Raw genomic sequence first — 12,077 nt, 5'->3', positions numbered from 1 at the left:
ATGCTCAGTTTGTCACAACGTGAGCAACGTCAGGCATGGGTGCTGCTGGCACCCATGCTGATCGTGATGGGGCTGCTGACCGCCTGGCCCCTGCTGCGTACTATCTGGCTCAGCTTTACCGATGCCGCGCTGATCGGCAACGGCGGCGAGGTGAATTATGTTGGGGTTGAGAATTATCTCTATGCCCTGACCGATCCCGACTTCCTCGCTTCGCTCTGGCGCACGCTCTATTTCACCATCGCCTCTGTGCTGCTTGAGGGAATTATCGGCGTGCTGGTCGCTCTGCTGCTGAACCAGAAATTTTACGGTCGCAGCGTGCTGCGCGTGCTGGTGATTTTACCGTGGGCGCTGCCGACCATCGTTAACGCCATGATGTGGCGGCTAAACTTCAACCCCGATTACGGCAGCATCAACGCGCTGCTGACGCAGTGGGGGATTATTGATGGCTACCGCAGCTGGCTGGGGTCGCCTGACTCCGCGCTGAACGCGGTGATGCTGGCCGACGTCTGGAAAAACTATCCGCTGGTGACGCTTTTAACGCTGGCGGCGATGCAGTCTATTCCGGACGATCTGTTTGAAGCCGTGCGGCTGGATGGCGCTTCCGCTTTCCGACGATTCCGGGCGATTACCTTTCCTGCCATTGTCGGCCCGCTCAGCGTGGCGCTGGTGCTGCGTACCATCGATGCCTTTAAAATCTTTGACATCATCTATGTGATGACGCGCGGCGGCCCGGTGGACAGTACCAAAACGCTCAGTTTCTTTGTGTATCAGGAATCCTTCAGCTATCTGCGCGCGGGCAGCGGTGCCGCCTACGCCATTCTGATGACCCTGATGTGCAGCGTGCTGATTGCTCTCTATATGGCGATGCTCTATCGCCAGCGACGCAGGAGCGTGATCAATGAAGCGTAATATCAAAACTATTCTGCGTTACCTGGCCGCGCTACTGGTAGCGGCCAGCATTCTGGGGCCGATGCTCTGGCTGTTTCTGATGAGCGTCAGCTCCAATAACGATCTGGCCCGCATCCCGCTGGAGTGGCTGCCGCGCCAGTGGGACTTCAGCCGTTATGCCGCGCTGGTCTCGCTGGAACCAGGTCAGCCGGGCGTGCTGTTCCTGCACGCGCTGGGTAACAGCGTGCTGGTGGCCTGCGGTGCCACGCTGATCTCCCTGCTGCTGGCGATTCCGGCCGCGTTCAGCTTTTCACGCTATCCCGGGCGCGACGGCTGGCTGTTTGGCAGCCTGGCGATCTATATGGTGCCGCCGGTGGCGTTTGTGCTGCCGCTCTACTTTGTGCTGCAACAGCTCAGTTTGCTGAACACCCATCTTGGCCTGGTGCTGGTTTACTGCTCGCTGATTTTGCCCTTCCTCACCTGGATGCTGAAGGGCCAGTTTGATGCGCTACCGCGCGATATCGAACAAGCGGCAAGACTGGACGGGCTGCGTTTCTGGCAGGTGCTGCTGCGGATCACGCTGCCGCTGGCAAAACCGGTGCTGGGGGCTTCGGCGCTGTTTGGCTGGCTGCTGGCCTGGGACGAGTTCTTTTATGCGCTGCTGTTTACCAGCAATATCAGTGCCCAGACGCTTCCGGTGACCATTGCCGGCTTTACCGCCGGTCGCGCGACCGATGATGGCCTGATTGCCGCCGTTGGCATTCTGGCTTCGGTACCGCCGCTGTTTATCGCCATCTGGCTGCAAAAAAGCCTTGTTAACGGGCTGGCCAGCGGCGGCAGTAAAGGCTGACGGCTCTTCACCACTTTTTTGGGGAATTACTGAATTATGGCACGTGTTGAACTGGTCAAGGTCGCTAAGCGTTACGCTAAACAAACGGTGCTCCAGCCGCTGGATCTCACCATTCCTGACGGCAGCTTTACCGTGCTGGTTGGCCCCTCCGGCTGTGGAAAATCCACGCTGCTGCGCCTGATGGCGGGGCTGGATACCCTCACGGAGGGATCGATCCTGCTGGATAACAAACAGATTAACGATCTCGATCCTGCGGATCGTGATATCGCCATGGTTTTCCAGAGCTATGCGCTTTATCCCCACCTCACCGTGGCGGAAAACCTGGGTTTTCATATGAAGGTGAAGCGGGTTAAGCGTGAAGAGCAGGAGAGCAAAATTTCCCGCGTGGCGGAGATCCTCGGCATCAGCAAACTGCTGAACCGCTTCCCGCGCGCCCTCTCCGGCGGGCAGCGTCAGCGGGTGGCGATGGGCCGCGCCATGGTTCGTAACCCTCAGGTTTTTCTGTTTGACGAACCGTTGTCAAACCTGGATGCCCAGCTGCGTATGGAGCTGCGCGCAGAGATCAAAGCGCTGCATCAGCGGTTTAAAACCACCATGGTCTATGTCACCCACGACCAGGTTGAAGCGATGACGCTGGCGGATCAGATTGTGGTGATGCGTGACGGCGTGATCGTTCAGCAGGGCAAACCGCTGGAGATCTACGATCGTCCGGTCGATACCTTTGTCGCCCGTTTTATTGGCTCCCCGCCGATGAACCTGCTGGAGGGGGTGCCAGAAAGCCGTGCAGGCGTGCTTGGCGTACGGTGCAACGGACTCTGGTTTGCTCTGCCTGCCCACTGGCATCAGGCGGCAGCTCAGCAGGGAAGCCGACCGGTACTGGTAGGGATCAGGGCGCAGGACTTTCTGTTAGCCTCTGCGCCTGTTTCTGCAGCGGCACCTGTTATGGCGCCGCCGCTGCCGGAGGCTATTGTCCGGCTGGTTGAAATCACCGGTGAATCCAGCCTGCTGCACGTTGACTGGCAGGGTTACCCGCTGCATGTCCAGTTTGCTGGCCGCGTCGATGTTCGCCCTGAGCAGCCGCTGTCGCTGGCTGTCAACGGTGAGAAAATCCATCTGTTTGATGCCGGGAGCGGGAAACGGCTCTGATACCTGACTAAGAAAAATACGATTTTTCAGGGGTAATAATCCGCAAAATAACCGTGTAGCCTTGGGAGGGTGGCAACAGCCGCTCACTGACTCTCTCCCTGATATGAGGCTTACATGACAAAAGGATTGGTTATTTTACTGCACGGCGTCGGCAGCAACGGCGAGGATCTGGCCGGTCTCGGCGCTCACTGGGCCAGCGACCTGCCCGAGGTGGCCTTCTCCAGCCCCAACGCGCCTTACCGTTTTGATCATGGTCCGGGCTACCAGTGGTTCAGCCTGGCTGGCGTGACGCCTGATAACCGCGCGGCGCGCGTGGAGGCGGCGCGTGAAGCCTTTGATCAGCAGCTTAACGCCATCCTTGCAGAGCATCAGATGCAGGATCAGCTGAATAAAGTCGTGCTGGTGGGCTTTTCGCAGGGCTCGATTATGGGAATAGATGCGGTAATCTCCGGGCGCTGGCCGATAGCCGGGCTGGTGGCCTTCTCGGGCCGGCTCGCCTCGCCCACCCCTTATCACCCTGCCACCTCCACGCCGGTGATGCTTATCCACGGCATGGCTGACAGCGTGATCCCCTACAGCGAAAGCGAAACGGCGGCGCTGGCGCTGGCGGCAGCGGGCATTACCGCCACTACGCAATTTGATCCCTCCACAGGCCATACGATTTCCGTACAGGGCGCGCGCTCGGCGGCGGCGTTCATCGGCAGGTGCCTCTCAGCATAAAAGTGTGATCAGGATCGCATTTATTGTTAATCCGCTAATAGTTTCAATGGTTATTATTACCTCCATCGAAGAGAGACACTCTTCACACAAACCATAGAGAAGGATTTTAACCATGAAAACTATCAAAACATTGTCTGTTGCCGCTCTTGCTGCCCTGTCACTGATCTCTTTCGGTAGCTTCGCTGCCCAGAGTATCTCTGCACAAGGCTCTACCCTGGACAGCGCAGAAGCACAAATCGCGGCACAGGCTAAAGCATCCGGCGCTGATTCTTACAAAATCACCAGCGCACGTGCAGACAACGGCGTGTACATGACCGCTGAACTCTACAAATAAGGATGGTTGCATAAGGACGTGCCAGAAGAGGCTGCCCATGGGCGGCCTTTTTTGTTTTTGTCCTTAATTTCTTACTGGTACTCTTCAATGACCGGCGGTATTTTCATCGGCAGCGTAATCATAAAGCTTGCGCCGCCCTCAGGACGATTCTCTGCACGGATCTTTCCCTCGTGCAGCGTGACGATAGCCTGACAAATTGCCAGACCAAGCCCCACGCCTGGGATAGCTGACTCTTTTTCTCCCCGTAAAAATTTCTCAAAAATCTGCGTTTCCAGCCCCCGGGGAATGCCCGGCCCGCTGTCCCACACTTCAAGCGTCAGCCAGCTTGCCGGGGAGAGCGCCACACGGATGCCGATCTGCGCCGCTGGTCCGGCATATTTCAGCGCGTTCTCCAGCAGGTTGGTCAGGACCCTTTCCATCAGCGGCCCGTCGACGTAAATCAGCAGCATCTCATCCGGCAGCGACAGGTTAATTTCCCTTGCGCCCAGCGAAGGTGCCATCATTTTCAGCGTGCTGCCTATCAGCTCATCAATCGCCATCCATTCGGCACGCAGACTGAAGCCGCCTGACTGCAGCCGCGCCATATCCAGCAGATTGTTGACCAGACGGATGGTGTTCAGCGTCTGCACGCGCATGGCGCTGGCCTGAACAGCATGGGGTGAGCCTTCGCTGGCCAGATCCAGGGTGAGGATTTCAGACTGACCAAACAGCACCGTCAGCGGCGTCCGCAGATCGTGCGAGAGGGCGGAAAGCAGCGCGTTTCGCAGCTGTTCACGCTCGGCGGCCAGGCGAGCCACCGCTTCACGCTGGCTGAGGGCGATACGCTCCAGCGCATTGGCAATCAGCACCGTAAAGGTTTCCACCAGCCGCTGCTGCTCCGGGATCATCAGCTGCCGCAGGTTGAGCGGCTCCAGTACCAGCAGTCCCAGCGTCTGATTGCCGCTTTTCAGCGGCAGGATCTGCCACGGCACGCCCGGCAGCGTATCCGTTCCCGCCCCGGCGGGCTGCCCTTTATCAAAGCTCCAGCGGGCAATCGCTCTGTCCGGCACCGTGCTGAGACGCGACTCGCCCACCGCCGTCAGCTCCCCTTTTTCATCCGGCAGCAACAGCTCGCTCCGCGCCTGCAGGCCAAGGCCGTTCGGCAGGGCCTGAGCAATATCCTGCTGGCTGAGCGCGCGGCTCAGGGTTTTTGCCATTTCATAAAGGCGGCGGGCGCGCTGTTCACGGTGCCGCGCCACTCTGGCCTGATAGCGCACGCCGGCGGTGAGGTTGCCGACAATCACGCCCACCGCCAGCATCACGCCAAACGTCACCAGATACTGCACGTCAGAGACCGCAATGGTGCCGGTAGGCATCACAAATACCAGGTCAAACGCGACAATATTCAGCAGGGTCGCCACCACAGAAGGCCAGCGGCCATAGCGCAGCGCCACCACCACCACCGCCAGCAGATAAACCATCACCAGGTTAACGGAATCGACGCCGGGCAGCAGCCAGCGGCCAGCCAGCGTCACCAGCGTACAGGAGAGGAGTGCGGCAAGCGATCCCCGTAAGGGAAGACGCCATTTCTCATTCAACGGACGCGGGTCAGAAAGCGTGCTGGCGGATGGCGATGGAAGTTCGTCCAGCGCCACAATCACCCGATCTAACTCCGGCCCCAGTTTACCCAGCCGTTCGGCAAAGCTGTGCCGTCGCCAGGGCCGCACAGGCCGGTGACCAAGCAGGATCTTGCCCAGGTTATTCTCCCTGGCATAGCGCACCACGGCGTTCGCTTCATCCGGGTCGGAGAGCGTGGCGGTCTCGGCCCCAAGATCCTGCGCCAGTTGAAGAGTGCGCAAAATCCCCCGGCGTTTAGCTTCAGAAAGGCGGTGCAGGCGCGGCGTCTCCACATAGACCGCATGCCAGACGCAGTCCAGTCGGGCAGCCAGCCGGGCCGCCGTCCGCACCAGCTTTTCGCTGCCGCTGTTGTCGCCAATGCAGAGCAGGATAGCGTCGCGCGTGTGCCAGACTTTCTCCCGCCCCTGGCTGTCTCGCCAGGCCCGCATCTGATCGTCAACGCGGTCAGCGGTGCGGCGCAGCGCCAGCTCGCGCAGCGCAAACAGGTTGCCCTTACGGAAAAAGTTCTCAATGGCACGCTCGGCCCGGTCGCCAATGTAGACCTTGCCCTCTTTCAGCCGCTGGCGCAGGTCATCGGCGGGCAAATCCACCAGCACCACTTCATCAGCCGCATCAAAAAAGGGATCCGGTACGGTTTCCCGCACGCGGATCCCCGTGACGCCGCCAACCACGTCGTTCAGGCTCTCCAGATGCTGAACGTTGACGGTGGTCATCACGTCCATCCCGGCGTCCAGCAGTTCGTCAATGTCCTGCCAGCGTTTAGGGTGGCGGGAGCCTGGCGCATTACTGTGCGCCAGCTCATCCATCAGGATCACCGCCGGATGGCGGGCCAGCGCAGCATCCAGATCGAATTCCGGATGGCGATTCTGCCCCGTCGCCCGGCGCGGCAGTACGGTTAACCCTTCCAGCAGCGCGGCCGTCTCCTCGCGGCCGTGCGTCTCCACCACGCCGACCAGTACGTCCAGCCCCTGCGCGCGCAGCCGACGCGCCTCCTGCAGCATCGCCCAGGTTTTCCCTACCCCGGCACAGGCGCCAAAATAGATCTTCAGCTTGCCACGGCCGCTCTCCTTCGCCTGCAGCAGCAGCGCGTCCGGATCGGGGCGCTGCAGTTCATCATTCATGCGCACTTTACTCCTCAGCTTATTGCACGGCATCCAGCGCCAGGTTCAGTTTCAGTACGTTCACGCCTGGCTCGCCAATAAATCCGGGGAACGGCACAGTGGTGTTCTCTTCTATCAGTCGCTTCACCTCTTCGGCCGGGATCTTTCTGGCTGCCGCCACGCGGGCGGCCTGCCAGTAAGCGGCTTCAGGAGAGATTTGCGGGTCAAGCCCGCTGCCGGAAGCGGTCACCAGGTCGACCGGCACTGCCGTGTCTGCCTGCGGATTGGCCTGGCGTAAGGCGGCTATCCGCTGCTTTACCGCCTCATCCAGCGCCGGATTGCTGCCAGCCAGGTTACTTCCTGATGAAGCCGCCGGATTGTAGGGCGACGGGGCGGTAGCGGAAGGACGCCCCCAAAAATAGTCGGGCGAGGAAAAATCCTGTCCAATCAGCGCCGATCCCTGCACTTTCCCCTCCTTTTGTAGCAAAGAACCGTTCGCCTGCAGCGGAAACCACCACTGCGCCAGCAGCGTGGTGAGTAAAGGATAAAGCAGTCCGGTGATCAGCGTGAGTAACAGCAGTAAAATCACCGCAGGGCGTAATTGACTCATGATAATACTCCTTAAAACCAACCGGTCACGGTCAGCAACATATCGATTAACTTAATGCCGACAAACGGCACCAGCAGTCCACCAAATCCGTAAATCCACAGGTTGCGACGCAGCAGCGCGGCGGCGCTCAGCGGACGATAGCTGACGCCGCGTAACGCCAGCGGGATCAGGAACACAATCACCAGCGCGTTAAAGATCACCGCCGACAGAATGGCGGAGTCCGGCGAGTGCAATCCCATCACGTTCAGCGCGTTAAGCTGCGGATAAGTCACCGCAAAAGCCGCCGGGATGATGGCAAAATATTTGGCGACGTCGTTGGCGATACTGAAGGTCGTCAGCGAGCCACGGGTCATCAGCATCTGCTTACCGATATGCACCACTTCCAGCAGTTTGGTCGGGTTGGAATCGAGATCCACCATGTTGCCCGCCTCTTTGGCCGCCTGGGTGCCGGAATTCATCGCTACGGCTACGTCCGCCTGCGCCAGCGCCGGGGCATCGTTAGTGCCGTCTCCGGTCATCGCCACCAGCCGCCCTTCCGCCTGATACTGACGGATCAGCGCCAGCTTCGCTTCCGGCGTCGCTTCTGAAAGGAAGTCATCCACGCCCGCCTCGGCAGCGATGGCGGCAGCGGTCAGCGGGTTGTCGCCGGTGATCATGATGGTTTTGATACCCATTTTGCGCAGCTCGGCAAAGCGCTCTTTGATCCCGCCCTTCACGATATCTTTCAGCGCCACCACACCCAGCACTTTTGCCCCTTCGCTGACCACCAGCGGCGTTCCGCCTGCGCGTGCCACCTCTTCCACCAGTTTATTGACCGCCAGAGGAAACTCGCCGCCGCTGCTCTCCGTATGGCGGCGGACCGCATCCACCGCCCCTTTGCGCACCATGCGCCCCTGCACGTTGACGCCGCTCATCCGCGTCTGCGCCGAGAAGGGGATAAAGGTCGCCCCCATGCTGTTGAGATCCCGCTCGCGCAGGTTAAATTTCTGTTTAGCCAGCACCACAATACTGCGCCCTTCCGGCGTTTCATCCGCCAGCGAGGCGAGCTGGGCAGCATCGGCCAGCTGCTCCTCCGTCACGCCAGGCGCAAGCATAAACTGGGTGGCCTGCCGGTTCCCCAGCGTGATGGTGCCGGTTTTATCGAGCATCAGCACATCCACATCCCCTGCCGCTTCCACGGCACGCCCGCTGGTAGCGATCACGTTGGCCGCCAGCATGCGGCTCATTCCCGCCACGCCAATGGCGGAGAGCAGGCCGCCAATAGTGGTGGGGATCAGGCAGACCAACAGCGCCACCAGCACGGTGATGCTCACCGGATGGCCGCCCCACACCGTAAAGGGATAGAGGGTAGCGGTCGCCAGCAGAAAGACGATGGTCAGCGCCACCAGCAGAATAGTCAGGGCGATTTCATTAGGCGTTTTGCGGCGGGTTGCGCCTTCCACCATAGCAATCATCCGGTCGAGAAAAGTTTCGCCCGGGTTAACGCTGCACTGCACCACCAGCCAGTCTGACAGGATGCGCGTGCCGCCGGTGACCGAGGCGAAGTCGCCGCCGGACTCACGGATAACCGGTGCAGACTCGCCGGTAATGGCGCTTTCATCCACCGAAGCGCCCCCCTCCAGCACTTCTCCATCGCAGGGAATAATATCTCCCGCTTCCACCAGTACTACATCGCCCTTACGCAGGGAGTCTGCCGCCACCTGCTGATGCGCGGAGCCATATTTCGCCGCGCTCATCTTTTTGGCATAGCTGGTTTTCTGGATGCCTTTCAGGCTGTTGGCCTGCGCCTTACTGCGCCCTTCTGCCAGCGCTTCGGCAAAATTGGCGAACAGCACGGTAAACCAGAGCCACAGCGAAATTGCGCCGGTAAAGGCGGCGTTACCCGGCGTTTTTCCTGCCAGCATCGCCAGCGCCAGCAGCGTGGTCAGCACGCTGCCGATCCACACCACAAACATCACCGGGTTACGGAACTGCACGCGGGGGCTCATCTTTTTCAGGGCGTCACTCAGGGCGACACGCATCAGCGCACCGTCAAACAGCGCCTGTTGATTACGACTCATGATTCTTCTCTCCGGCGATTAATGACCGACCATCTGCAAATGTTCCGCAACCGGCCCAAGAGCCAGTGCAGGGATAAACGTCAGTGCGCCCACCAGCAGCACGGTGCCAGTCAGCAGAGCGATAAACAGCGCGCCATGCGTCGGCAGCGTGCCGTTGCCCGCTGGCTGCACGTTTTTCTGCGCCAGCGAACCGGCAATGGCCAGCACCGGAATGATGATGCCGAAGCGACCCACCAGCATGCAGAAGGCCAGCAGCAGGTTCCAGAACGGCGTGTTGGCGCTCAGTCCCGCAAAGGCGCTGCCGTTGTTGTTGGCGGCAGAGGAGAGCGCATAGAGCACCTCGCTGAAGCCGTGTATGCCCGGATTCGCCATCGCGCTGCGTCCCGCCTCGGTCATCATCGCCAGCGCGCTACCCAGCAGCACCAGCGTGGGGGTGACCAGGATCGCCAGCGCGGTCATCTTCATCTCCCAGACGTCGATTTTTTTCCCGAGGTATTCCGGGGTGCGACCGATCATCAACCCGGCAATAAACACCGCCAGCAGCACGAACAGCAGCATGCCGTACAGCCCGGCTCCCACGCCGCCGAAGACCACTTCGCCAATCTGCATCAGCCACATCGGCACCATGCCGCCCAGCGCGGTGAAGGAGTCATGCATCGCATTGACGGCCCCGCATGATGCCGCAGTGGTGATCACCGCAAACAGGCTGGAGCTGAGGATACCGAAGCGGGTCTCCTTGCCCTCCATATTGCTGGCGCTCTCTGCACCCAGAGCAAGGAAGTGCGGGTTGCCGTTCACTTCCGCCCACATCACCACCGCTACCGCCGTCAGGAACATAAGCGACATCGCCCAGAGCAGCGCGTGGCCCTGACGTCGCTCTTTCACCACCTCGCCAAAAGCGAAGCAGAGCGCGGCGGGGATTAGAAAGATCGCCAGCATTTGCACAAAATTGCTCAGGGCGGTGGGGTTTTCAAACGGATGCGCCGAGTTAACGTTAAAGAAGCCGCCGCCGTTAGTACCCAGCATCTTGATCGCTTCCTGAGAAGCCACCGGCCCCATCGGCAGCGTCTGTCTGGCCCCTTCCAGCGTGGTCAGATCAAGGTAGCCGTTGAGGTTTTGCAGGGTTCCCTGACTGACAAAGAACAGGGCAATCACCAGCGAGAGCGGCAGCAGCAGGTAGAGCGTAATACGGGTAAGATCCCGCCATGCGTTGCCCAGCGTCCCCAGAGAGCGATTAGCAAAGCCCCGGATCAGCGCAAACGCCACGGCAATGCCGGTAGCGGCGGAGAGGAAGTTTTGCACCGTCAGCCCCGCCATCTGGCTGAAGTAGCTGAGCGTGCTCTCACCGGCATAAGCCTGCCAGTTGGTGTTGGTGACAAAGCTGACGGCGGTATTCAGCGCCAGATCCCACTTCAGGCCGGGAAGCTGCTGTGGATTTAGCGGCAGGCTTCCCTGCGCCATCAGCAGGCTCATCAGCAGCACAAAGCCAAGCAGATTGAACAGCAGGATCGCCAGCAGATAGCGCCGCCACGCCATCGGCTGGCTCTCCACGCCGCTGACCTGCCAGAGCAGGCGCTCAAAGCGGGCGAATCCGGGTAAGGGCTGCTCTTCAATCAGGCGGACCAGCCCGGCTCCCAGCGGACGGGCCAGCAGCATCAGCAGCAGCAGGTAAGTGGCGATCAGAAGAAATGCGCTGGCGGCCATCAGAACTCCTCCGCATTTATCAGTGCACAGACCAGGTAGATCAGTAACAGGAACACCAGCACAATGCTGGTTAGCAGGGCGATACTCACAACACACCTCCGGGGCGCTTTCAGATGGCGTTATTGTTGCGGGTTCACTGCAAAGTTGATGTAAAAATGCGGGGGTGGGCTGTAAAAATTGTATAAAAATGGCCGGGATGAAACATTAACACTCAATGAGTTAGCCATTTGTTTTTGATTGTTGGGATAGTTGCTGCTAATGATAATTATTATGATAATATCTGTTATCCCTGTTATGCCCTGCTCCTGTTAACCCGCTTCATACCGTGCAATGTAACCGTTTACACTGCTGCGAACGCGACGCGCTGACCACAGGCTGGAGACGAGACTCATTATGACTCACATTGTGTATGTAGTGGATGATGACGAATCCGTAATCGCCGCACTCAGCAACCTGCTGAGTTCAGAAAGTTATGTCGTTGTACCCTTCTCATCTCCCCAGTGCTTTCTTGCCCATCCGGCTTACCAGCAGCCCTGCTGCCTGATCCTCGATATTAATATGCCGGGCGCAGACGGTTTTGACGTGACCCAGGCGCTGGCAGCGCGCGGTTATTCGATTCCTACCATATTTTTAACCGGATTTGGCTCGATTCCGGTGACAGTCAAGGCGATGAAGGCGGGGGCTTACGAGTTTCTGACCAAGCCCGCAGAGCCAGAAAAACTCCTGCAGGCGGTTTCGGAAGCTATTCAAATCTCTGAAGAGAACCTTGAGGTCTCCTCCGATAAACTGGAGATGACCACCCGGCATCAGTCGCTGACGCCCAGAGAGAGTGAGGTGATGCTGCTGGCGATCGGTGGGCTGCTCAATAAACAGATTGCCGCAGAGATGGGCATCAGCGAGATTACCGCCAAAGTGCATAAGCGCAGGGTAATGGAGAAGATGAAAGTCCGCTCGTTATCTGACCTGGTAAGAATTGCCGACAGGCTGAACCTCATGATTTCCCGCTCGCGCTGATCGGCTGTCAGCATCAGACGACGCTGACAGCGCA

The 12,077-nt window shown here is 59.5% G+C and carries 11 protein-coding genes; 6 read left to right on the top strand and 5 right to left on the bottom strand.

The window, feature by feature from the left end; all coding sequences use genetic code 11:
• The 5 genes from Q3V30_RS01165 to Q3V30_RS01145 all read left to right on the top strand — a co-directional run bounded on the left by Q3V30_RS01165 (position 1) and on the right by Q3V30_RS01145 (position 3,938).
• Entirely contained in the window at positions 1 to 909 is a 909-nt protein-coding gene (locus Q3V30_RS01165; RefSeq protein ID WP_306209683.1) for a carbohydrate ABC transporter permease, read from the top strand.
• Positions 899 to 1,738 carry a carbohydrate ABC transporter permease gene (locus Q3V30_RS01160; protein ID WP_306209681.1) on the top strand — a complete coding sequence of 280 codons (840 nt, stop codon included), beginning with the start codon at positions 899 to 901 and terminating at the stop codon, positions 1,736 to 1,738. The genes Q3V30_RS01165 and Q3V30_RS01160 overlap by 11 nt, the downstream gene beginning before the upstream one ends.
• A gap of 36 nt (positions 1,739 to 1,774) precedes the next feature.
• Positions 1,775 to 2,884, top strand: coding sequence for an ABC transporter ATP-binding protein (locus tag Q3V30_RS01155; RefSeq protein WP_306209679.1), 1,110 nt, complete (start codon positions 1,775 to 1,777; stop codon positions 2,882 to 2,884).
• A gap of 114 nt (positions 2,885 to 2,998) precedes the next feature.
• On the top strand, positions 2,999 to 3,604 hold the full coding sequence (locus Q3V30_RS01150; RefSeq protein ID WP_306209677.1) for an alpha/beta hydrolase: 606 nt from the start codon (positions 2,999 to 3,001) through the stop codon (positions 3,602 to 3,604).
• A gap of 112 nt (positions 3,605 to 3,716) precedes the next feature.
• Entirely contained in the window at positions 3,717 to 3,938 is a 222-nt protein-coding gene (locus Q3V30_RS01145) for a YdgH/BhsA/McbA-like domain containing protein (RefSeq protein WP_306209675.1), read from the top strand.
• 71 nt (positions 3,939 to 4,009) lie between these two features.
• On the opposite strand, the gene kdpD is transcribed toward Q3V30_RS01145, so the two are convergent.
• From kdpD to kdpF, 5 genes are read right to left on the bottom strand one after another with little or no spacing between them, the layout of a single operon-like run.
• The gene (gene kdpD, locus Q3V30_RS01140) at positions 4,010 to 6,676 is read right to left on the bottom strand and encodes a two-component system sensor histidine kinase KdpD (protein ID WP_306209672.1); all 2,667 of its coding nucleotides are present in this window, start codon (positions 6,674 to 6,676) and stop codon (positions 4,010 to 4,012) included.
• Between the two features lie 19 nt (positions 6,677 to 6,695).
• A complete protein-coding gene (kdpC, locus tag Q3V30_RS01135; RefSeq protein WP_306209670.1) occupies positions 6,696 to 7,265 on the bottom strand; it encodes a potassium-transporting ATPase subunit KdpC in 570 nt (189 codons plus the stop codon).
• Positions 7,266 to 7,276: 11 nt separating this feature from the next.
• On the bottom strand, positions 7,277 to 9,325 hold the full coding sequence (gene kdpB, locus Q3V30_RS01130; protein WP_306209668.1) for a potassium-transporting ATPase subunit KdpB: 2,049 nt from the start codon (positions 9,323 to 9,325) through the stop codon (positions 7,277 to 7,279).
• A gap of 18 nt (positions 9,326 to 9,343) precedes the next feature.
• On the bottom strand, positions 9,344 to 11,029 hold the full coding sequence (gene kdpA, locus Q3V30_RS01125; protein ID WP_306209666.1) for a potassium-transporting ATPase subunit KdpA: 1,686 nt from the start codon (positions 11,027 to 11,029) through the stop codon (positions 9,344 to 9,346).
• The gene (gene kdpF, locus Q3V30_RS01120) at positions 11,029 to 11,118 is read right to left on the bottom strand and encodes a K(+)-transporting ATPase subunit F (protein WP_306209664.1); all 90 of its coding nucleotides are present in this window, start codon (positions 11,116 to 11,118) and stop codon (positions 11,029 to 11,031) included. Before kdpF ends, kdpA begins: the two co-directional genes overlap by 1 nt.
• 304 nt (positions 11,119 to 11,422) lie before the next feature.
• On the opposite strand from kdpF, the gene Q3V30_RS01115 reads away from it, so the two are divergent.
• Positions 11,423 to 12,043: a response regulator transcription factor gene (locus tag Q3V30_RS01115; RefSeq protein WP_306209662.1), complete on the top strand. Its 621-nt coding sequence runs from the start codon at positions 11,423 to 11,425 to the stop codon at positions 12,041 to 12,043.
• Positions 12,044 to 12,077 lie beyond the last annotated feature (34 nt).

The sequence above is a fragment of the Erwinia pyri genome (assembly GCF_030758455.1).
GTDB lineage: Bacteria > Pseudomonadota > Gammaproteobacteria > Enterobacterales > Enterobacteriaceae > Erwinia > Erwinia pyri.
This window is presented reverse-complemented; position numbering and strand designations above follow the sequence as displayed.